Source organism: Micromonospora sp. NPDC047707 (assembly GCF_040704235.1).
Classification (GTDB): Bacteria; Actinomycetota; Actinomycetes; order Mycobacteriales; family Micromonosporaceae; genus Micromonospora.
The window spans coordinates 213,780-234,203 of record NZ_JBEYSU010000009.1 but is presented as its reverse complement, the minus strand read 5'-3'; the positions used below and the strand labels follow the sequence as shown (position 1 = coordinate 234,203).

Below are 20,424 nucleotides of genomic sequence, written 5' to 3'. Positions count from 1 at the left end.
GCCGGGTTCCGAATCTTCTCCCGGGCGCGGTTGGCGTGATGTCATGACGGGTAGCCGGTGTTACCACCGGGTATCCCCGGTGTGACGGACTGGTGCGGCCCGGGGGAGGTGGCGATGCCGGAGGTACGGGAGGTACGACTGCCCGACGACGTCCGCCTGCACGTGGAGATCGATGGTCCGGCCGACGCCGAGGTGACGGCGGTGCTGCTGCACGGCTGGACGCTGGACGGGCGCGCCTGGCACCGGCAACTCGTCGACCTGCGGGAACGCTTCGCCGGTGCGGTGCGCGTGGTGACCTACGACGCCCGCGGGCACGGCCGCTCCAGCTGCATGCCGCTGCCGACCGCCACCCTGGCCCAGCTCGGCGACGACCTCGCCGCGGTGCTGGACGCGGTGGTCCCGGCCGGGCCGGTCGTGCTGACCGGTCACTCGATGGGCGGTATGACGATCATGGAGTACGCGCACCGCCACCCCGCGCACTTCGCCGCCCGCGTCGCCGGGCTGCTCTTCGTCGCCACCACCGCCGAGGGGCACACGCACACCGTCTACGGCCTCTCACCCCGGATCGCCCGGTTGATCCGGCTCGCCGAGACCACCGGTGCCGGCGTCCTGGCCCGGTGCGGGTCCTGGCGTCCGCCCCGGGCGCTGCTGCGCGCGCTGCGGCCCAGCATCCGCTGGATGCTCTTCGGTGACCGCTGCGACCCGACCGACATCCGTCTGGTCACCTCCGCGGTGGCCCGCGCGTCGCTACGCTCCATCGGCGGCTTCCGGGCCTCGATCGGGGCGCAGCACCGGCTGGGGACCCTGGCCGAGCTGGCCCATTTGCCGGCCGCCGCGCTGGTCGGGGACCGGGACCGGCTGACCCCGCCGCCGTGTGCCGAGTCGATCGCGGCCGCGCTGCCGGCGACCGAGCTGACCGTCTGCCCGGGTGCGGGGCACATGCTGATGATGGAGCGCCCCGACGAGGTGAACGGCGCCCTGGCCGGGGTGCTGCGCCGGGTGCTCGTGCGCTCCGCCGCCGCCGACGCCGGACCGTCGGCGGTGGCCGCCTAGCGCGTTCGCGCACCTCTGGCGCCGCCGGTGGCGCCGGGGCCGTACCCTCGTGCGGTTGGCCGGCGTACGGCCGCGCGTACCGCGCCGCCCTCGCCGTCGACGTCAGGAGGAGCGAGCGTTGACCGACCAGACCGCGCTGGAACAGGAGATCGCCGTCGAGCAGCGGCACCTCGACCGGGTGTACGCACGCCTGGCCGAACTGCGCCGGTCGGCGATCCGCGCGGAGAAGGAGGGCTACCGGCTGGCCCGGGTCGGCAACTTCGGCGCCCTGGTGGAACGGGACGCGATGGTGTTCCACGCGGCGCAGCGTCGGCACCTGTTCGACGCCGAGCACGAGGGGCTGGTGTTCGGCCGGCTCGACCTGCGCGACCGGCAGGTGCTGCACGTCGGCCGGCTCGGCATCCGCGACGAGAACGCCGCCACCCTGGTGGTGGACTGGCGCGCCCCGGCCGCCGCCGCCTTCTACCGCGCCACCCCGGCGCAGCCGCTGGACGTCGTCCGGCGGCGCATGATCCAGTCGAGCGGGGAGCGGGTCACCCGCATCGAGGACGACCTGCTCGACCCGGGTGCCGCCCCGCCGGACATGACGGTGGTGGGTGACGGCGCCCTGCTGGCCACGCTGTCCAAGGCGACCGGGCGCGGCATGCGGGACATCGTCGCCACCATCCAGCGGGAGCAGGACGAGGCGATCCGCTCCCCCGGCTCGGGGGTCACGATCGTCTCCGGCGGTCCAGGGACCGGCAAGACGGCGGTCGCCCTGCACCGGGCGGCGTACCTGCTCTACGCCGACCGCAGCCGGTACGCCGGCGGCGGCATCCTGGTGGTCGGGCCGTCGGCGGTCTTCGTCGAGTACATCGCCTCGGTGCTGCCCTCGCTGGGCGAGGACACCGCCACGCTGGCCTCGCTCGGCGCGCTCTTCCCCGGGATGCGCGCGACCCGCACCGACCCGCCGGAGGTGGCGGCGGTGAAGGGCTCACTGCGGATGCGGCGGGTGCTGGAGCGGGCCGCCCGTGACGCGGTGCCGGGCGGTCCCGGCGAGCTGCGTCTGCTCTACCGGGGTGAGCTGCTGCGGATCGACCGTCGCGAGCTGGACGCGATCCGGGACCGGGCGTTGCCGCGTGGCGCCCGGCGTAACGAGGTCCGCCGGGCCGGATTCGACGGCGTCTTCGCCGCGCTCTGGGCGCAGGCCCGGCGGCTGGGCGTCCCGCGCCTGCCGGAGCAGCGCGCGTTCGAGGACGAGATCGCCGAGCGGCCGGAGTTCCGCGAGTTCCTCAAGGCGTGGTGGCCCCGCATGCATCCGCGCCACGTGCTCGGGTGGCTGGCCCGCCCGGACCGGCTGCGCCGGTACGCGGGCGGGGTGCTCTCCGGCCGGGAGATCCGGCTGCTCACCGACGCGTACCGGACGTTGGACCACCAGGGGCTGACCATCGCCGACGTCGCGCTGCTGGACGAGCTGGACGCCCTGCTCGGCAAGCCGATGAAGCCGGCCCGGCCGAAGCGGGACCCGTTCCAGCTGGCGGGCGGGGTACGCGAGCTGAGCACGTTCACGGAGCGGCAGCGCGCCGCCCGGGAGGCGGCCCGCCAGCGCCCGGAGGACTACCGCGAGTACGCCCACGTCGTGGTCGACGAGTCGCAGGACGTCTCGCCGATGCAGTGGCGCATGATCGGTCGACGCGGGCGACTCGCGTCGTGGACGGTGGTGGGCGACCCGGCGCAGACGGCGTGGACCGGCGACCCGGACGAGCTGGTGCGGGCCCGCGACCAGGCCCTCGGCCGCCGCCGCCGGCAGCACTTCACGCTCACCACCAACTACCGCAACTCGGCCGAGATCTTCGCCGTGGCGGCGGCGGAGATCCGGCGGCTCGACCCCGACCTGCCGCTGCCCACCGCCGTCCGGTCGACCGGCGTCGACCCGGTGGAGCTGGTCGTGCCGCCGGCCGAGCTGGAGACGTCGGTGGTGGAGGCGGCCAGTGCGCTGCTCGCCGAGGTCGCGGGGACGGTCGGGGTGATCACACCGGTGCCGCGCCGCGACGAGGTCGCCGGGTGGCTGGGCGGGCTGGGCGCGCCGCGCCTGCAGGTGGTGACGAGCCTGGAGGCGAAGGGCATGGAGTACGACGGGGTGGTGCTGGTCGCTCCGAGCGAGATCCGGGCCGACGCGGCGTCGGGCGTACGGACCCTGTACGTGGCGCTGTCCCGGGCGACGCAGCGGCTCACGACGGTCGACCCGACCGGCTGAGGATCGGGTGGCCGACCTCAGTTGCATACATAGCGATGTGAGCATAGATTGGACGCGAGTCCGGACGGGTGACGGAAGGTGTCCGCGTGGGCGCAGGTCATGACCACCACCACGGGTCGGTCGCGAACGCGGCGCAACGGCACCGCGGACGCCTCTGGGCGGCCTTCGCCCTGCTCGCCACCCTGATGGTGGTGGAGGCCGTGGCCGCGTTCCGCACCGGCTCGCTCGCCCTGCTCAGCGACGCCGGACACATGTTCACGGACGTGCTCGGCATCGGCATGGCCCTGGCCGCGCTCACCGCCACGCGCCGGACCACCGGCGACCCGCAGCGCACCTTCGGCCTCTACCGGCTGGAGGTGCTGGCCGCGCTCGCCAACGCCGTGCTGCTCTCCGGTGTCGCGATCTTCGTGCTGGTCGAAGCCGTCCGGCGCTTCGGCGACCCGCCGGAGGTGCAGACCGGTCCGATGCTCGCGGTGGCCGTCCTCGGCCTGCTCGCCAACGTGGGCGCCTTCGCCCTGCTGCGGTCCGGCGCCCGGGAGAGCATCAACGTGGAGGGCGCCTACCTCGAGGTGCTGGGCGACCTGCTCGGTTCGCTCGGCGTCATCGGCGCCGCACTCCTCATCGCCGCCACCGACTGGTGGTGGGCCGACCCGCTGGTCGCGGTCGCCATCGGCGCGTTCATCCTGCCGCGCACCTGGCGGCTCGGGCGGGCGGCGCTGCGCATCCTCGTCCAGGCCGCCCCGGAGCACCTCCAGGTCACCGCCGTGCACGACCGGCTGGTCGCCGTCCCGGGCGTCACCGAGGTGCACGACCTGCACGTCTGGACCCTCACCTCCGGGATGGAGGTAGCGTCCGCGCACCTCACCCTGGCCCCCGGTGCCGAGGTCGGCACGGTCCTCGCCGCCGCGCGGACGGCCCTGCGGGACGACTTCCGCATCGAGCACGCGACGTTGCAGATCGAGCCCGGTGCGGCCCCTGGGAGCTGCGGGGCGGTTGAGTGGTAACGGACACATCCGTGGTCTGAGCGGCTATTGTCCATTGATGTCGGATTAGGCGGTGACCACGCGGACACCGTCAGTCACATCCGCTGCACCTGCCCCAACCGTCCCGGTAGGCTCTGTTCCGGCCTCCGCCAGGCGGCACGCACCGGTGCCGGCGGTGGCCGCCGCCTAATCGCCCGCAGGGCGAGCCGGGGAACCAGGTACCTGGGGTGCATCCGCGTCGAGCGGTAGGGATCTTCCGTCCCGAACCCGTCAGCTAACCCGGTCGGCGGCTGACGGAAGGACATGTGGACAGATGCCAGAAGTGGCACCCGTACGACGACGCGCCGCCCGCGTGGCGGCCCTGCTCAGCGCGGCGCTCACCCTCGGTCTCGCCGCCACGCCGGTCGCCTCCGCGGCGGCCGCTCCCCCGGCCCGCCAGGCCGCCGCACCCGGCGACCCGGAAGGCGGCACCCCCGCCCTGCGCGCCCAACTCGAGGCGGCCAGCAAGGGCTTCCTGGACGCGAAGCGGGCCCTGGACACCTCGGTCAAGCGCCAGCAGCAGCTCGCCGAGCAGCTCAAGACCACCGAGACCCAGCTCACCGAGCGGACCTCCCGGGTCGGCCAGATCGCCGGCCTCGCGTACCGCACGGGGCGGCTCGGCACCGCGTCGGCGCTGCTCAACAGCACCTCGCCGGAGGGCTTCATGGACCGGGCCGCCGCGCTCGACGCGGTGGCCGCCAACGAGGACCAGGCCCTGCGCGAGCTGCTGGAGACCCGTGAGCAGGTCAGCAAGGCCAAGCTCGCGGTGGAGGTGGAGATCACCGAGCAGCGCAAGCAGCAGGCGGTGATGGCCAAGCGCAAGCAGCAGGCCGAGAAGGCGCTGACCGTCGCGAACTCCCGGGCCGAGGCACCCGCCGCCAGCCGGAGCGCGTCCCGGACGGCCGCACCCGCCCCGCGTAACTCGGACGGCTCCTGGCCGTCGGAGTCGTGCAGCGTCAACGACCCGACGCCCGCGAACGGCTGCATCACCCCGCGCACGCTCCACGCGCTCAACCAGGCCAAGGCGGCCGGGTTCACCCGCTACGTCTCCTGCTACCGCTCCGGCGGGTCGGGTGAGCACCCGAAGGGCCGGGCCTGCGACTTCGCCGCCCAGAAGAACGGCTTCGGCGGCGACGCGACCGGCGGCGACCGGACGTACGGCAACAACCTGTCGGCGTTCTTCGTCAAGAACGCCGACCGACTCGCCGTGCTCTACGTGATCTGGTACCGGCAGATCTGGCTGCCCAGCAGCGGGTGGAAGTCGTACAGCGGGGCGGGCGGCGACCCGTCCAGCGACCACACCAACCACGTGCACCTGTCCGTGTACTGACGCCGCTCGGCCCGGTGCCCTCCCGACAACGGAGGGCCCGGGCGCCGTCGTTCAGGCGGCCGGCGGACCGGCGTCCAGCATCGCCCCGAGCCGGCTGGCGAGGCCGAGGTGAGCCGACCGGGCCTGCGCGAAGGCGTACCCGAACAGCGGCGCCGGCGCGGCGAGGGTGATCTCCACGTCGATGCGGACACCGTCCGGCTCGGCCTCCAGCCGGGTGCGGTTGCGGACGGTCGTCGCCGGCCACTGCCGGGCGACGGTCACCACCTCGTCGGCGGTGGCGACCAGCACGTCGGCCCGGTACGTGACCGGAAGGCGCACCGGCCCGACCGCGAGCCGGTCGGTGATCGCGTAGCTGGCGTGGGTGCCGGAACGCGGCCGGAGCCGCCGGACCCGCACGATCAACGGGTGTAGCTCCACCTGCCGGACCGGGTCGGCGAGCACCTCGGCGGCGACCGCCGGTGAACAGCGAGCCTGGACGGTGTAGCTGAAGGATCCTCGCCTGAGCACGCCGTCTCCCCACCGTCGTCGCCTCGCCAGATCGTCGCCCACCCGCGCGGGTGCTGGCAACGTCCGGCCCGACACCTTGGGGACACCCGGAATTCACCCACCCGCCCGACTACGGTCGGCTGATGGGGTACGACGGTCCGTGGTGGACGGCGACCCGGGTGGGAGGCGATGCCGGTGAACGAGCACGTGATGGTCTTCGCGCCGACGCCACGGCTCACGGTCACGGTCGACCAACCGAGCGAGGCCCCCGAGCTGCACCTGCACCCTGGTGGCCAGGGCGTCTGGCAGGCGCGCATGATCATTTCGCTCGGGGTCGACGTGGTGCTCTGCACGGCGCTCGGCGGTGAGGTCGGCCAGGTGCTGGAGCCGCTGCTGGTCAGCGAGGGGGTCGACCTCAAGACGGTGGTCCGCGACTCCGGCGGGAACGGCGGGTACGTGCACGACCGCCGCGAGGGCACCCGCCGGGAGGTCGTGGACGTACCGGGTGAGGCGCTCGGCCGGCACGAGCTGGACGAGCTGTACAACCTGGCCCTCGGCGAGGGGCTGCGCGCGCCGGTCAGCATCCTGAGCGGACCTCACCAACCGCACCTCGTCCCGGCCGAGCTCTACCGGCGCTTCGCGGCCGACCTGCGGGCCAACGGCGGCAAGGTGGTCGTCGACCTGGCCGGCGAGCACCTGGCCGCCGTGCTGGACAGCGGCGTCTTCTTCCTCAAGGTGAGCCACGAGGAGCTGATCGCCGACGGCCGGGCCGCCGGCGACGACGAGGACCAGCTCGCGCGGGCGATGTACGACCTGCACGCGGGCGGCGCGGAGAACGTGGTGGTGAGCCGCGCCGCCGAGCCGGCACTCGCCCTGGTCGACGGCGAGGTGTTCGAGGTGGAGATGCCCCGCCTCCAGGCCGCCGACCCGCGCGGGGCGGGCGACTCGATGACCGCCGGGGTGGCCGCCGTGGTGGCCCGGGGTGGCGACATCCGGACGGCGGTCCGCACCGGGGCCGCGGCGGGGGCGCTGAACGTGACCCGGCACGGGCTCGGCACCGGCCGGCTCGACTCGATCCGGGGGCTGGTGGAGCGGGTCCGGCTGGTGCCGGCGGGCAGCCGCCAGCAGGAGCGTACGACTCCGGACGAGCTGGCGGACCGGGCGGCCGAGCGATGACCGTGCGAGTGCTCATCACCAACGACGACGGGATCGCCGCACCCGGCATCGCGGCACTGGCCCGGGCCGCGGTCGACCGGGGCCTGGACGTCGTGGTCGCCGCGCCCCGCGAGGAGGCGAGCGGCACGAGCGCGGCGATGACCGCCGTGGAGCGGGACGGTCACGTGGTGGTCGATGTGCATCCGCTGCCCGGGCTGGACGGGGTGCCGGCGTACGGGGTGGGTGGCTCGCCCGGCTTCATCGCGCTGATCGCGGTGCACGGGGCGTTCGGGCCGCCGCCGTCGGTCGTGCTCTCCGGCGTGAACCGGGGCGCCAACGCCGGCCGCGCCGTGCTGCACTCCGGCACGGTGGGTGCCGCGTTCACCGCCGCCGCCAACGGCTGCCGGGCGATGGCCGTGTCCCTGGACGTGCTCTCCGCCGGCGAGGCCACCGCCGTGAGCGGCGGCGCGGCGGTGGCGGCGGCCGCCCGGGTCCGGGACGCCGAGCGGCACTGGTCGACCGCCGCGCACGTGGCCCTGGACCTGCTGCCCCGGCTGACGGCCGGGCCGGTGGAGAGCGTACTCAACGTGAACGCCCCGGACGTGCCGCTCGCCCGGCTGCGGGGCGTACGCCGGGGCCGGCTGGCCAGTTTCGGTCAGGTGCAGATGACGGTGGCCGAAGCGGGGCACGGCTTCGTACGGACGGCGCTGGAGGAGCCGGGCGAGGCGGCGCAGACCGGCACCGACGTGGCGCTGCTCGCCGAGGGGTACGCGTCGGTGACGGCGGTCCGGGCGGTCACCGAGGTGCACGACGTCGACCTCACCGGACTCGACCCGGACTGACCGGCCCTCGTTTCCTCACCGGGCTCGGCCCTCGCTTCCGCGGCGGGCTCGGCCCGGCCTGAACGGCCCTCGCTTTCGCGCGGCGGGCTCGGCCCGGACGGACACTCGCTCAGGCGCCGGGGAGGACCTCCGGGGCCGGGGTGCCCGCGTAGTAGGGCTCGGGGGCGCCGAAGAGCCCGAGCAGGCCGGTCACCCAGAGCTGCCGGTGCACGAACCGGCTCGGCTCGGTGACCACGAGCTTGACGCCGCTCACCTCGGCGGTCTGGAAGCCGGCGACCATCGCGCTGATGCCGACCGAGTCGATGAAGGTCACCAGCCGCATGTTCAGCTCGATGCGGGCGGGACGCCCCTTGGCCAGCACCTCGGCGATCGCCTCGCGCACCTCGTACGCGGTGTCGACGTCGATCTCGCCGCGCGGCGCGATCTCGACGACACCCCCGGACTGCACCGACTTCACGATCGACAGGCTCACGCGAGCACCTCCACTCGCCCGTCCGACGGGCGCCTCATCAGTACGCGGGCCGCGACCGAGAGTATTCCTCCGACGCCCTCGGTCGCCACCCCTCAGGATGAGCAATTCTTGTGGTCCGGGGCACCAAGCCGCCTATATCCGGACATTTCACCTTCTGTTTCCCGACAATCAACCGCCGCTGACGGCCGCCGAACCAGGGTAGCGGGCTTCGGCCACTCCGGCCGCAACCCGACCTCCCGGGCGTGCCCGCCACCCGGCGCCCACCACCTTGACCTGCGGTCCGCCACCCTGCGACGGCGCCCGCCGTGCGCCAGGAGGCCGCGTGTCGCCCGCCAAGATCCGGACACCATCCGGGATGTTGTCCCCTCCGAGGACCGGTGATGCCACTACTTCGGGGAAGTTGCGCGTGGACGGTTCGGCAGGGTTGTTTCGTGTGCCTAGCATCGGCGGGCAGGACGGTACCGCGACGGAGAGGACGATCGATGATCCGGAGACTTGCCGCGCTGGCCGGGGTCGGCGCGCTGCTCGCCCTCATGCTGGCCTGCGGCTTCGGCGGCGGCGGGGACGACGACGATGACGACGACGACGACTTCGCGCGCGGTGTGACGGCGGCGGTGGTCGCCCTGCGCTGACCCCCGGTTTGCGGCATCCCGTCCCGGGGCAATGCCGGACCAGGAGGACCGTGACCCGCCGGAGAGACGCCGAGTCCGAAGTGGCCGCCGGCTTCGGCACCCCGAGGAGGTAGACATGTTCGGAACCAAGCTGCTGGACCGCCGTGGCAGGCCGGAGCGGATCGCGGATCAGGCGTGGCAGCACCTGGCCTCGGCGGTCAGCTCCGCGGGGGACAGCGTCCGTGACACCGCCCGTTCCGCCCCCCGGGGCGGCACCGACCTGGCCGACGACGCCAGCGACCTGGTCGGCGCGGCGGCCGAGGAGGCCCGGCGTCGGGCCACCCTGGCCTTCGACGCCCTCGCCGGCCGCCGGCCGGCGCTGCCGTGGACCCTGCTGATCAGCGCCGCCCTGGTCGGTGCGGCGATCGGCTGGGCCGCCGGCACCGCGGCGCGCGCGGTGGGCAGCCGCTCGGACCGGTCGGTCGACGACATCGAGTTCGTCGACGTGGACCGGCCCAGTTCCCCCGCCAACCTGGACGGCTGAGCAGAACGCACCGGACGGGCCCCGGACGACGCCGTCGTCCGGGGCCCGCGCTGCCCCTCGCCAGGGGCGCCGGATCGACGGCGGTCAGCGGGCGGTGCAGGTCGGTGCCGACGGGGGGCTGTTCGTCGTCGTCCAGCTCGCCAGGAAGCCCACGGTGGTGGTGGCGCCCGGGCTCAGGTTTCCGTTCCAGCCGGCGTCGCGGACCGAGACCGTCGCTCCGGACTGGGTGTGGGTGCCGCCCCAGAGCTGGGTGATCCGTTGACCGTTCGGGAAGGTCCACCCGACGGTCCAGCCGGCGATCGCGCCGAAGCCGACCGTGTGGACGACCTGCTGGCCGGCGTCCCCCGGCGCCCAGACGAACCGGCTGCCGTCGGCCGCCGCGGCGACCGTGCCGCCGTTGTTGAAGCCGCCCGGCTCGCCGCCCTGGAACCAGTTCGCCCCGCCGTCGGTGGAGAAGGCGACGTGGCTGTCGTTCGGGCGGTCGGCGTCGGTGAAGTTGCCCGCCCGGACCATGACCGAGGGGTTGGCCTCCGCGTAGTCCAGGCTGGTGGTCCTGGTGAAGACCGGCTGGGTGAACATCGTCGACGGCACCACGTCGTGGTTGGTGTGCCGGAAGCCGCCGATGTCGCCCAACGCGCTGACCAGCGGTGCGCCGGAGGGCGGGCTGACCAGGTCGAGCACGGCGGTCTCCTCCAGCCCCTTGACCATCGGCCGGATGGTGAAGGTGCCGCCGGTGTCCCACCTGGTGAGGTCGGTGCTGCCGTAGATGGTGGCGCCGGTGCCGTACAGGAACCGGTCGGAGTCGTGCGGGTCGATCTCCACCGACTCGTTCATCCAGCCCAGCTTCGGCGCCTCCTCCGGTGGCGACGGGTTCGCCCCGAAGGTCAGCCACGGCACCGAGCTGATGTCCATCGTGTACTTCTTGGCCCGGTTGGGGTAACTGCTCCAGTCCCAGATCCGGCTCCAGGTGGCGCCCCCGTCGGTGCTGCGCCAGAAGACCGCGTCCGGCCACCAGGAGATCTGGGTCGCGACCAGCAGCGTGTTCGGGTTCTTCCGGTCGATGGTGAGGCCGCTAGGTCGTGCCGCCGTCGGTGCTGCGGTAGACCGGGTTCTCCTTGTCCGCCACACCGACGTAGACGGTCCGCGTGGCAGCCCCCGACGTGCCCGTGGCCCGGTCGAAGGCGACCCAGGTCAGACCCTGGTTCTGGGCCTGGTAGCCGCTGGTGTCGTTCGGGTCGGCGACGTAGTTGCCGGCGTTGGGGAAGCTGGTCACCTTCGCCCAGGTCGCGCCGTGGTCGGTGCTGCGCCACAGCCCGTTCCCGCCCTCGGCGGCGAAGTAGACGACGCTGTTCCGGTTGGGGTCGACGGCCAGCCGCTCCCCCATGCCCCGGCCGGGCATGTTGCCCAGTCCAGCAGCGGCGTCCAGGACCCGGTGGCCTGTTCCCAGCGGTACAGCCCGCCGATGTCGGTCCGGGCGTAGATCAGGTCCTTCTCGGTGGGGTTGAAGACGATGCCGGGGACGAAGCCGCCCCCGTCGATTCGGACGTTCTTCCAGGCGTACGCCTCGGAGGGTGGCGCTCCGGCGGCGGTGAACGGCACCGCCACCACGGCCACGGCGGCGGCCAGGGTGGCCACGACCGCGCCGGCGAGACCCTTGCGCATGCTGCGGTTCCTTCCCGGGAGGGGGACGCCCCGGCGGCGGGTTGACGCGCGTCCGGGGACGGACGTTGTGCTCCGACCGGAGTTGCCCTGGCTCCGGCGCGCTCGGGGAGATGGCTCCCGCACCCGAAGGAACGCGCTTACCCTAGCCGATCACACGCATCTATGGAAGCGCTCCCATGGGTTGTCATCCGTCCCGGGTGACGGCGCCTCACCCCCGGGCCGGACAGGATCGTTCCGGACGGGCGCGCGCCTGCCACCGAGGAAGGAGCCAGCGATGACTGTCGTGACCGTGAGCCGCATCGACCAGGACATCCAGGCCGCCGTGCTCGACGAGCTGACCTTCGAGCCCCGGGTTCAGCCGAACGAGATCGGCGTGACCGTGTCCGAGGGTGTGGTCACCCTGACCGGCCGGGTCGACAGCTACGCCCGCAAGTGGGCGGCCGAACGCGCCGCACACCGGGTGCCCCGCGTCCGGGCCGTCGCCAACGACCTCACCGTGCAGATCGGCACCGGCGCCGAGCGCCCCGATCCGGACCTCGCCGCCGCGGTCACGCACGCCCTGGAGTGGGACGCTTTCGTCCCGGTCGAGCGGATCGACGTGAGCGTGTCGCAGGGCTCGGTCACGCTGCACGGCGAGGTCGACTGGGAGTACCAGCGCCGGGCCGCCGAACGCGCCGTCGCCCGGCTGGCCGGCGTCCGCGCGGTGAGCAACGGTCTCTCCGTCCGCCCGGCCGCCCGCGCCGACGGGCACCGGCTCGCCGAGGCGATCGCCGACGCGCTCGCCCGCAACCGGGCCACCGAGGCGGAGCGGATCACGGTCCGCGTACACGGCGACACCGTCGTGCTCGGCGGACTGGTCCACTCCATGCCGGAGCGGGCCGAGGTGGAGCGGGTCGTCTGGTCGGCGCCCGGCGTCCGGGAGGTCCAGAACCACATCGCGGTGGCCCCGGTGCTGCGGTGACGCCACCCCGGCGCCCCGGGCCGGACGGCGGTGAACCACCCGGCCCGGGTGAGCCACCTTCACCCCGATCCGGGCGAGCGTGGGAGTCATGACTGATCCGAACGGGCTCCGACCCGGGTGCGCCGCACCCGGGTCGACCCTGCGGGTACACCGCCGTCGCTCGGATCGGCGGGGGGTGGCGCGATGAACACGCCGCTTCAGATCACCGCCCGCCTGCGCACACCCGTGACCGAGACCGACCACGTCCGGGGACCGGCGGACGCCCCGGTGACGATCGTCGAGTACGCGGACTTCCAGTGCCGGTTCAGCGGGGCCGCGTACCCGAACCTGGCCGAACTGCTCCGCCAGCGGGCCGACACGGTACGGCTGGTCTACCGGCACTTCCCCATCGCCAACGTGCACCCGTACGCGGAGAGCGCCGCCGAGGCGAGCGAGGCCGCCGCCGAGCGCGGGCGGTTCTGGGACCTGCACGACTGGCTCTTCGAGCACCAGGACCAACTCGACCCGGTGCACCTGTCGCTCGGCGTCGAGCAGATCGGCCTGCCCGCGGACGACATCGGCGCCGAGGTGGGCCGCCGGGCCCACGCCGACCGCGTACGGCGCGACTTCGTCGGCGGCATCCACAGCGGCGTGGCCGCCACCCCGACGCTGTTCGTGAACGACGTCCGCCTCGGCGGCGGCTACGACCTCGCGGACCTGCTCACCGCCGTCGACGCCGCCGCGCCCCCGTGACCGGCGGACCAGCCACGCCACGTCCCGCACGTCGCCGCGCCACCACCACGTGCGGGACGTCGTTCCGGTCCGGCGCCCGTCAGATCAGCCGCAGGTCGCGGGCGCGCCGCACCGCCTCGCGGCGGCGCGTGGCGTCCAGCTTGCGGTAGATGTTGCGGACGTGCGTCTTGACCGTGTTGACCGACAGGGACAGCTCGGCGGCGATCTCCACGTTGGACAGGATGCTCTGCAGGTACCGCAGGATCGTCAGCTCACGCTCGGTGAGGGGTTCGTCGAGCGCCGCCGGGGCGCCCTCGGCCGGTGCCCGCTCCACCGGCTCGTCGGCCCCGCGGACCAGGTCGCTCACCGTCGGCCAGTGCGCCGTCCCCGTGTCGAGATGCGCCGCGAGCAGGTCACGCACCCCCGGTTCGGCGCGGGTGAACGGCCGGCGGATGCCCTCCGGTCCGGCCAGGTCGAGGGCCCGCTCCAGCACCCGCCGGGCCCGCCGCTCGTCGCCCGTACGCCCGGCGAGCACCGCCTCCAGCACGGCGGCGTCCAGGCGTACGGGCAGCGGCCAGCCGTCCGCCTCCGGGGCCGACCAGTCGGGCAGGACGGCCTCGGCGGCCCGGTCGTCGCCGGCCCGTAGCTCGACCCGGGCACGACCGACGGCCAGGGCCGGGTCCCCGTCGTCGCCGAGCAGGTCCCGCGCCGTGTCCAGATCACCCCGAGCCCCCCGCAGGTCCGCCTCGGCGGCCACCAGCCAGCGGCCCAGCGCCCCGGCGCCGGGACGCCCGGCCAGCCGTTCCCGCGCGGCGACCAGCACCCGGTGCCCGGCCGCCAGATCCCCGGCGTCCCGCAGCAGGTGCGCCCGGCACAGCGCGGCCACCGCCCCGGCCTCGGGATCCCCGGTCGCCGGCTCCGCCAGCGCCAGGTCCGCCTCCGCTTCCTCGGGCTGGTCCCGGTGCACCGCCACCACGGCCAGCGCCAGGTACGCGTACCCGCAGTCGGTCCGCCCGGACCACCCCTGGCCCGGCGGCAGGGCGAGCGCCTCCCGAGCCAGCGCCTCGGCCCCGCGCAGCGCCCCGCGCACGGCGTGCAGCAGAGCCATCCGGCTGGCGCCGAGCAGCTCGGTCCGCGTCCGGCCAGCGGCCCGGGCCGCTTCCAACGCGAAGCCGAAATGCGCCTCGGCACGGCGCAGATCGCCGTCGGCGAGGTCGGCCAGACCGAGGGCGGTGCCGGCGGCCGCCCGCACGTCGGTGTCCTCGGCGGCAGCACCGCGCGGCTCGGCGGGCGGCGCCGGCGCGGCGAGCAACCGGTCGACCGGTGGCGCGGGCACCGCGCCGGCACCGCTCGGCGTGGGCCCGGCCACCCCGGCGGTGTCCGGCAGGCGGGCCGCCGGGCGGGTGGCGAGCAGGCGGGCGGCGGTGTCGCGTACCGCCGGGAGGTCGCCGGACAGGCGCGCCACCGCCAGCTCGACCGCGGTGGCCAGCCGGGCGAAGCGCTCGCGGCGGGGCACGGGCAGCGACCGGCCCGCCTCCGCCGCGGACCGCAGGTACCCGACCGCGGCCGGCGCGTCCCCCGCGTGGGCGCGCTCCGCGGCGCAGGCCAGCGCCAGCTCCGGGTCGGCCGCCAGGACCTCGGCGGGCGGGGGCGCGGGCGCGGGCCGGGGTGCCCCCTCATGGCCGTACGGGGCCAGCTCGGGCCAGTTCGCCACGAACAACTCGGTGGCCCGGGCCCAGTCGGCGCCGGCCAGCGCGTGGCGCAGCCCGTCGGCGGGCCGGCCGTTGCCGGCGTACCAGCCGGCGGCGCGCAGGTGCAGGTCCCGCTGCTCGTCGGCGGGCAGCCGGCTCAGCTCGGCGTGCAGCAGATCGGCGAGCAGCGGGTGGCAGCGATACCAGGGCGGGCGGCCGTCGTCGCGGCGCAGCAGCCCCCCGCCGCCGGACAGGGCGACCAGCGCCGCCTCCGCGTCGGTGCGGCCGGTGAGCGCGCCCGCGAGACCGGCGCAGACGGCGTCCGCCACCGCCGCGCGGCGCAGCACGTCCCGGTCGCCGGGGTCCAGCCCGGCGAGAACCTCCTCCCGCAGGTAGCTGGCCACGTCCGGCTGGTCGCCGCCGAACTGCTCGACCCATCGGGCCGGATCGGGCTGGCCCCGCAGCCCGAGCGCGGCGAACCGGAGTGCGGCCGGCCAGCCGCCGGTCCGTTCCCGCAGCCGCCGCACGGCCGCCGCCGGGAGCACCGCCCCGTGCGCGGCCAGCAGATCGGCCACCTCGTCACCGGTGAACGCCAGCTCGTCCGGGCCGAGTTCGGTCAGCTCCCCGGCCAGCCGCCAGCGGTGCACGGGAAGCGGCACCGCGGCCCGGGCGCCGACCACCAGGCGGAGCCGCTGCTCGGCATGCCGGAGCAGGAACTCCAGCCCGGTGACCGCCGCCGGGTCGGTGATCCGGTGCAGGTCGTCCAGGATCAGCAGCACCGGCCGTTCCCGGCCGGCGAGGGCCGCGGCCAGCAACTCCAACTGGTCCGGGCGGGGGGAACGGTCGGGCACCGACGGCTCGGCCGGACCGTCGCCCGGGTCGGTGGCGCTCCGCAGGGCCGCCGCCAGGTACGACCAGAGACGGTCGCCGTCGTCGCCGGCCTCCACCGACACCCACCCCACGTCGGGCCGCTCCCGGCCCGGGTCGGGGCCCGCCGCACCGAAATCCCCCGGTGGGGCGCTGGCCGGTGGAGCGTCCCGGGCGCCGTCGGCGGCCCCGGTCACCGGCCCGCCCCGGACCGGGTCACGGCCGGCCGCCCCGGCAGCCCGGAACCACGACGCGAGCAGGGTGGTCTTGCCCCAGCCGGCCGGCGCGGCGACGAGGGTCAGCGGCACGGCCGCCCCCTCGTCCAGCGCCCGCAGCAGCCGGGGCCGGAGCACCACCGGTTCGGGCAGCGCGGGTGGGCTGAGCCGGGAGGCCAGCACCGGCGCTCCCGGTCCCGTGACGACTGCGGTCTCCCGTCGGTCCTCCGGCACCCGGCCCCACCCCCATGGACGTGTCCATTCCCCCGGTCCTGCGGCCGGCGGTTACCCGACCGACGGCGGTTCACCCCTTCGGGGCGAGCACGCTTCACCCCGCCCCGGGCGAGGGTGGCGGTACGCGTGCTCCTTGCGCGCGCCCGGCGCCGGGCGCGCGGATCGGGACGGGAGGGACAGGTGGGACGGATCGCGACGGTGGCCGGCAGCGCCCTCGCGGGTGCGGTGGTGGGAGCCGTGTCCGGCCGGGTGCTCCGGAGCCGGCGGCACCGACCTCCGGCCGGCCGGCCCCGAGCCCACGCCGACCCGGTGGGCGGCTGGCAGGTCGTCACGGTGGACCGGGCACCCCGCGCGGTGCTGCCCGGCGGGCGGTGGCCGGAGCCCCTGCGCCGGCTCGGCGGCGCGATCCAGGTGGAGGTACGGCCGGCGCCCGGCTGCCGGGGCACCGAACTGGCCGCCCGGCCCCGCCCCGGCGTCCCGCTCCCGGGGCTCGCCGCGCACGTCGTCGGCGACGACCCCGCCCGCGCGGTCCGGGCCGCGCTGCGGCAGGCCAAACAGCTCGCCGAGACCGGCGAGGTGCTGCGCGCCGACCGGACGCCGATGGACCGGGGGCCGGCGGGATGAGGGCGCTGTGCTGGACGGGCGCCGGCCAGGTGGCGGTACGGCAGGTGCCCGACCCGGAACTGCGCAACGGCCACGACGCGATCGTGCGGGTGCGGCAGAGCGCCACCTGCGGCGGTGACCTGCCGCTGCTGGCCGGGCGGACGCCGTACGTGGCCGTGGGGGACGTGCTGGGGCACGAGTTCCTCGGTGAGGTCGTCGAGGTGGGGCCGGAGGTGCGCCGTCACCGGGTCGGCGACCGGGTGGTGGTCAGCGCCTCGGTGGCCTGCGGCACCTGCTGGTACTGCCGCGGCGGGCTCCCGTCGTGCTGCGACAACGGCAACCCGGAGCCGGAGGTCGGTGAGGCCGTGTACGGGCACGCGGTGCCCGGCGCGTTCGGGCGGCCACGCGCGACGGGCGGCTTCGCCGGCAGCCACGCCGAGTACGTGCGCGTCCCGTACGCCGACGTCGGCGCGTTCGGCGTGCCCGACGCGGTCAGCGACGACCGCGCGCTCTTCGCCTCGGACGCCGCCCCGGCCGGCTGGATGGCCGCCGACGTGGGCGGGGTACGCCCCGGCGACGTGGTGGCGGTGTGGGGCGCCGGAGCGGTCGGGCAGCTCACCGCCCGGGCCGCCGGTCTGCTCGGGGCGGAGCGGGTCATCGTCGTCGACGACCAGGACGACCGGCTGCGGATGGCGGAACGGCACAGCGGCGCGGAGACCGTCGACCCACGCCACGTCGACGTCCCCGCCGAGCTGCGCGAGCGGACCGGCGGGCGGGGCCCGGACGTGTGCGTGGAGGCGGTCGGGCCGGCCTGGGACGGGCAGGTCCGGACCCTCGCGGAACGCTTCACCGGTGGGGCGCAACGGCCGCCGGCGGTCCGCGAGGCGGTACACACCTGCCGCAAGGGCGGCACGGTCGTGGTGCTGGGCGAGTTCGACGGGCACGTGGACGCCTTCCCGCTGGGTGCGGTCAGCGCCAAGGGGTTGTCGGTGCGGGGCGTACGGCAACACGGGCAGCGGTACGTACCGATGCTGCTGGAGCGGATGGCCCGCGACGAGCTGCGCACGGAGCACCTGGCCACCCACCGGTTGCCGCTGGAGCAGGGCGCGCACGGGTACGCGCTGTTCCGGGACCGGCGGGACGGCTGCGTGCGTACCGTGCTCAACCCGGACCTGCCGGCCGGCCGGTGAACGGGCGGTGCGCGCGGCAGCGCGGCGCCCCGCGGGGCCGGCGGGTGGAGCGGGGCGGCGGCCCGGTCGGGGCGGATGGCAGACTCGGCGGATGCGTGAGGATCGGACGTACGACCTCGTCCTGTTCGGAGCCACCGGTTTCACCGGGGGGCTGACCGCCGAGTACCTCGCCCGGCACGCGCCGGCGGGGCTGCGCTGGGCGCTGGCCGGGCGCAACCCCACCAAGCTCGCCGCCGTCCGGGAGCGGCTCGCCGCGATCGACCCGGAGCTGGCGGCGCTGCCCCTGCTCACCGCCGACGTCACCGATCCCGGGTCGCTGCGGGCGGTCGCCGAGAGCGCCCGGGTGGTCGCCACCACCGTCGGCCCGTACGTCCACCACGGCGAGCCCCTCGTGGCGGCGTGCGCGCGGGCGGGCACCGACTACCTGGACATCACCGGGGAACCGGAGTTCGTCGACCTGATGTACGTACGGCACCACGCCGAAGCGGTCCGCACCGGCGCCCGCCTCGTGCACACCTGCGGGTTCGACTCGATCCCGTACGACCTGGGCGTCTGGTTCACCCTCAAGCACCTGCCGGCCGGCGTCCCGGTCACCGTCGACGGGTTCGTCCGGGCGGGCGGGCGACCCTCCGCCGGCACGTACCACTCAGCGCTGACGGCGTTCTCCCGGACCGGTGAGATGAGCCGCGCCGCGAAGGCCCGGCGGGCGGTGGAGCCCCGGCCGGAGGGCCGGCGGGTCCGCGCGGTCCCCGGCCGGATCGCCCGCTCGCCGGAGCTGCGCATGTGGACGGTGCCGCTGCCCACCATCGACCCGCAGGTGGTGCGCCGCTCGGCCGCCGCCCGCCCGGAGTACGGCCCGGACTTCCGCTACCGCCACTTCGCGGCGGTGAAGCGGCTACCGACCGTGCTGGCCGGCGTGGCCGGGCTGGGCGCCCTGGTCGGTCTCGTGCAGGTGCCGCCGACCCGGCGCTGGCTGCTCGGCCGGCTCTCCTCCGGGCAGGGCCCGAGGCCCGAGCAGCGGGCGCGCTCCTGGTTCCGGGTGCGGTTCCTGGCCGAGGGCGGCGGGCGGCGGGTGCAGACCGAGGTGTCCGGCGGCGACCCCGGCTACGACGAGACCGCGAAGATGCTCGCCGAGTCGGCCCTCTGCCTCGCCCTGGACGACCTACCCCGGACGTCCGGCCAGGTGACCCCGGTGACGGCCATGGCCGACCCCCTGCTGAACCGCCTCCAGAACGCCGGCATCACCTTCCGCCTGCGGTGAAAGGAAGGGCCCCTTTAACGCCTCCGGTAGAGGAAGGGTCCCCTGTTAACAGCTTGACCCTCGACCTGCTTGAGGACACAGGATCCATTGCCGTGGAGAGCGACCTGCACAGCATCGGCGAGCTGGCCCGGGCCAGCGGGCTGACCGTCAGCGCCCTGCGGTTCTACGACTCGGCCGGGGTGCTGGTCCCGGCCCGGGTCGACCCGGTGACCGGCTACCGGTGGTACACCGACGACCAGGTGCGCCCGGCCCGGCTGGTCGCCGGGCTGCGCCGGGTCGGGATGCCGGTGCCCGAGATCGCCGCGGCGGTACGGTCCGGGCCGGCGGCCGCACACCGGCTGCTGGACACACACCTGCGCCGCCTCGAGGACGGTCTCGCCGACGCCCGCCGTGAGCTCTCCCGGATCCGTACCCTCATCGATCCCGAGGAGCAGCCGATGACCACCCAGCTGACCCTGTCCCGCACCGACCTGGCCGCCGCCGTCGACGCGGTCCGTTTCGCCGTCGCCACCGGACCCGACCTGCCCGAGCTCACCGGCGTCCTCTTCGACGTGGACGCCGGCGGCGTCCAGCTGGTCGCCACCGACCGGTACCGGATGGCCCTGGCCCGGATCGGCGCCGACGTCGACGGGCCGGCCGTCCGCGCCCTCGTCCCGGCCGGCTTCGTCGACGAGGCACGCACGCTGCTCGACACCGCCGGGGAGGTGCGGCTGGCCGTCGGCGACGGCACCGTCGCGGTCACCGTCGCCGGGCGTACGCTCGACGCCGGCACCCTGCCGTACGACTTCCCGGACCACCGGCGGCTGCTGCGCACGGCGCCCGGCGGCCCGGCCCACCGCGCGACCGTCGACGTGGCCGCCCTGCGCGCGGCCCTCACCAGCCCGGACGCTCCCGTCGTCCACCGGGAGCACGGTGGCGCCGCGCTGCCGGTGAGTGTGCTCGGCCCGGACGGCCGGGGCGGGGTACGCCTGTACGGCGAGGACGAGCTGACCGGGGACGCGCTCCGGATCGGGGTGAACGCCGGCTACCTGCTCCAGGCCCTCGACGCGGGCGGCCGGGGCCAGCTCGTCCTGGAGCTGGACGGCCCGATCGCGCCGCTTGCCGTCCGCCGTCCCGACGACACCGACGCCTTCTCGGTCCTGATGCCGATCCGCCTCTGACGGGCCGTCGTGTCCCGGCCGCCCGGCGCCGGCGACGAGACCGGGCCCGGACCGGCCGGGGCGCGACGGTAGCATCTGAAGGTCCACCTGACGTCCGGACGGAGGCGTACGGAGCAGC

At 75.4% G+C, this 20,424-nt stretch carries 19 protein-coding genes and 1 riboswitch; of the genes, 14 read left to right on the top strand and 5 right to left on the bottom strand.

Annotated elements, in window-relative coordinates:
• Positions 1-114 precede the first annotated feature (114 nt).
• The 4 genes from AB0873_RS13585 (at position 115) to AB0873_RS13570 (ending at position 5,641) form a co-directional block, all read left to right on the top strand.
• Positions 115-1,053 (top strand): alpha/beta hydrolase, encoded by a 939-nt coding sequence (locus tag AB0873_RS13585; RefSeq protein WP_366599976.1) that lies wholly within the window; start codon positions 115-117, stop codon positions 1,051-1,053.
• A 118-nt stretch (positions 1,054-1,171) separates the two neighbouring features.
• A complete protein-coding gene (locus tag AB0873_RS13580) occupies positions 1,172-3,289 on the top strand; it encodes an AAA family ATPase (RefSeq protein WP_366599975.1) in 2,118 nt (705 codons plus the stop codon).
• 86 nt (positions 3,290-3,375) lie between these two features.
• Entirely contained in the window at positions 3,376-4,293 is a 918-nt protein-coding gene (locus tag AB0873_RS13575; protein ID WP_366599973.1) for a cation diffusion facilitator family transporter, read from the top strand.
• Positions 4,294-4,445: 152 nt separating this feature from the next.
• A riboswitch (cyclic di-AMP (ydaO/yuaA leader) is annotated at positions 4,446-4,577 on the top strand.
• Between the two features lie 17 nt (positions 4,578-4,594).
• On the top strand, positions 4,595-5,641 hold the full coding sequence (locus tag AB0873_RS13570; protein WP_366600009.1) for a hypothetical protein: 1,047 nt from the start codon (positions 4,595-4,597) through the stop codon (positions 5,639-5,641).
• 51 nt (positions 5,642-5,692) lie between these two features.
• Here AB0873_RS13570 and AB0873_RS13565 read toward each other — a convergent pair whose 3' ends face one another.
• Complete coding sequence (locus AB0873_RS13565; RefSeq protein WP_366599972.1) at positions 5,693-6,148, bottom strand: SRPBCC family protein; 456 nt, start codon at positions 6,146-6,148, stop codon at positions 5,693-5,695.
• A gap of 168 nt (positions 6,149-6,316) precedes the next feature.
• On the opposite strand from AB0873_RS13565, the gene AB0873_RS13560 reads away from it, so the two are divergent.
• Both AB0873_RS13560 and AB0873_RS13555 read left to right on the top strand, forming a co-directional pair.
• Positions 6,317-7,303: a PfkB family carbohydrate kinase gene (locus tag AB0873_RS13560; protein ID WP_366599971.1), complete on the top strand. Its 987-nt coding sequence runs from the start codon at positions 6,317-6,319 to the stop codon at positions 7,301-7,303.
• Positions 7,300-8,124, top strand: coding sequence for a 5'/3'-nucleotidase SurE (locus tag AB0873_RS13555; RefSeq protein WP_366599969.1), 825 nt, complete (start codon positions 7,300-7,302; stop codon positions 8,122-8,124). The genes AB0873_RS13560 and AB0873_RS13555 overlap by 4 nt, the downstream gene beginning before the upstream one ends.
• Positions 8,125-8,233: 109 nt before the next feature.
• Here AB0873_RS13555 and AB0873_RS13550 read toward each other — a convergent pair whose 3' ends face one another.
• The gene (locus AB0873_RS13550) at positions 8,234-8,596 is read right to left on the bottom strand and encodes an STAS domain-containing protein (protein ID WP_155330857.1); all 363 of its coding nucleotides are present in this window, start codon (positions 8,594-8,596) and stop codon (positions 8,234-8,236) included.
• A 482-nt stretch (positions 8,597-9,078) separates the two neighbouring features.
• Here AB0873_RS13550 and AB0873_RS13545 point away from each other — a divergent pair, with 482 nt between their 5' ends.
• Both AB0873_RS13545 and AB0873_RS13540 read left to right on the top strand, forming a co-directional pair.
• Positions 9,079-9,228, top strand: a complete 150-nt coding sequence (locus AB0873_RS13545) for a hypothetical protein (protein WP_366599968.1) — start codon at positions 9,079-9,081, stop codon at positions 9,226-9,228.
• Positions 9,229-9,343: 115 nt separating this feature from the next.
• The gene (locus tag AB0873_RS13540) at positions 9,344-9,751 is read left to right on the top strand and encodes a hypothetical protein (RefSeq protein ID WP_366599966.1); all 408 of its coding nucleotides are present in this window, start codon (positions 9,344-9,346) and stop codon (positions 9,749-9,751) included.
• 84 nt (positions 9,752-9,835) lie between these two features.
• Here the strand turns inward: AB0873_RS13540 and AB0873_RS13535 are convergent, their stop codons facing one another.
• Entirely contained in the window at positions 9,836-10,879 is a 1,044-nt protein-coding gene (locus AB0873_RS13535) for a cellulose binding domain-containing protein (RefSeq protein WP_366599965.1), read from the bottom strand.
• The gene (locus tag AB0873_RS13530) at positions 10,824-11,150 is read right to left on the bottom strand and encodes a hypothetical protein (RefSeq protein WP_366599964.1); all 327 of its coding nucleotides are present in this window, start codon (positions 11,148-11,150) and stop codon (positions 10,824-10,826) included. The genes AB0873_RS13535 and AB0873_RS13530 overlap by 56 nt, the downstream gene beginning before the upstream one ends.
• A 537-nt stretch (positions 11,151-11,687) precedes the next feature.
• Between AB0873_RS13530 and AB0873_RS13525 the strand changes: the two genes are divergently transcribed.
• Positions 11,688-12,374 carry a BON domain-containing protein gene (locus AB0873_RS13525; RefSeq protein ID WP_366599963.1) on the top strand — a complete coding sequence of 229 codons (687 nt, stop codon included), beginning with the start codon at positions 11,688-11,690 and terminating at the stop codon, positions 12,372-12,374.
• A gap of 183 nt (positions 12,375-12,557) precedes the next feature.
• Positions 12,558-13,106, top strand: a complete 549-nt coding sequence (locus AB0873_RS13520) for a DsbA family protein (RefSeq protein WP_366599961.1) — start codon at positions 12,558-12,560, stop codon at positions 13,104-13,106.
• Between the two features lie 79 nt (positions 13,107-13,185).
• Here the strand turns inward: AB0873_RS13520 and AB0873_RS13515 are convergent, their stop codons facing one another.
• A complete protein-coding gene (locus AB0873_RS13515; protein ID WP_366599960.1) occupies positions 13,186-16,092 on the bottom strand; it encodes a LuxR C-terminal-related transcriptional regulator in 2,907 nt (968 codons plus the stop codon).
• Between the two features lie 249 nt (positions 16,093-16,341).
• On the opposite strand from AB0873_RS13515, the gene AB0873_RS13510 reads away from it, so the two are divergent.
• The 4 genes from AB0873_RS13510 to AB0873_RS13495 all read left to right on the top strand — a co-directional run bounded on the left by AB0873_RS13510 (position 16,342) and on the right by AB0873_RS13495 (position 20,306).
• Complete coding sequence (locus AB0873_RS13510) at positions 16,342-16,716, top strand: hypothetical protein (RefSeq protein WP_366600008.1); 375 nt, start codon at positions 16,342-16,344, stop codon at positions 16,714-16,716.
• Positions 16,713-17,885 (top strand): zinc-dependent alcohol dehydrogenase, encoded by a 1,173-nt coding sequence (locus tag AB0873_RS13505; protein ID WP_366599959.1) that lies wholly within the window; start codon positions 16,713-16,715, stop codon positions 17,883-17,885. The genes AB0873_RS13510 and AB0873_RS13505 overlap by 4 nt, the downstream gene beginning before the upstream one ends.
• A gap of 91 nt (positions 17,886-17,976) precedes the next feature.
• On the top strand, positions 17,977-19,146 hold the full coding sequence (locus tag AB0873_RS13500; protein WP_366599957.1) for a saccharopine dehydrogenase NADP-binding domain-containing protein: 1,170 nt from the start codon (positions 17,977-17,979) through the stop codon (positions 19,144-19,146).
• A 104-nt stretch (positions 19,147-19,250) separates the two neighbouring features.
• Positions 19,251-20,306 carry a MerR family transcriptional regulator gene (locus AB0873_RS13495; protein WP_366600007.1) on the top strand — a complete coding sequence of 352 codons (1,056 nt, stop codon included), beginning with the start codon at positions 19,251-19,253 and terminating at the stop codon, positions 20,304-20,306.
• Positions 20,307-20,424 lie beyond the last annotated feature (118 nt).

Bases quoted from the DNA above. Each gene is read 5' to 3' on its own strand.
- AB0873_RS13545 (WP_366599968.1), top strand. From the start codon at position 9,079: ATGATCCGGAGACTTGCCGCGCTGGCCGGGGTCGGCGCGCTGCTCGCC.
- AB0873_RS13500 (WP_366599957.1), top strand. From the start codon at position 17,977: ATGCGTGAGGATCGGACGTACGACCTCGTCCTGTTCGGAGCCACCGGT.
- AB0873_RS13505 (WP_366599959.1), top strand. From the start codon at position 16,713: ATGAGGGCGCTGTGCTGGACGGGCGCCGGCCAGGTGGCGGTACGGCAG.
- AB0873_RS13520 (WP_366599961.1), top strand. From the start codon at position 12,558: ATGAACACGCCGCTTCAGATCACCGCCCGCCTGCGCACACCCGTGACC.
- AB0873_RS13525 (WP_366599963.1), top strand. From the start codon at position 11,688: ATGACTGTCGTGACCGTGAGCCGCATCGACCAGGACATCCAGGCCGCC.
- AB0873_RS13555 (WP_366599969.1), top strand. From the start codon at position 7,300: ATGACCGTGCGAGTGCTCATCACCAACGACGACGGGATCGCCGCACCC.
- AB0873_RS13530 (WP_366599964.1), bottom strand. From the start codon at position 11,150: ATGCCCGGCCGGGGCATGGGGGAGCGGCTGGCCGTCGACCCCAACCGG.
- AB0873_RS13585 (WP_366599976.1), top strand. From the start codon at position 115: ATGCCGGAGGTACGGGAGGTACGACTGCCCGACGACGTCCGCCTGCAC.
- AB0873_RS13540 (WP_366599966.1), top strand. From the start codon at position 9,344: ATGTTCGGAACCAAGCTGCTGGACCGCCGTGGCAGGCCGGAGCGGATC.
- AB0873_RS13560 (WP_366599971.1), top strand. From the start codon at position 6,317: ATGCCGGTGAACGAGCACGTGATGGTCTTCGCGCCGACGCCACGGCTC.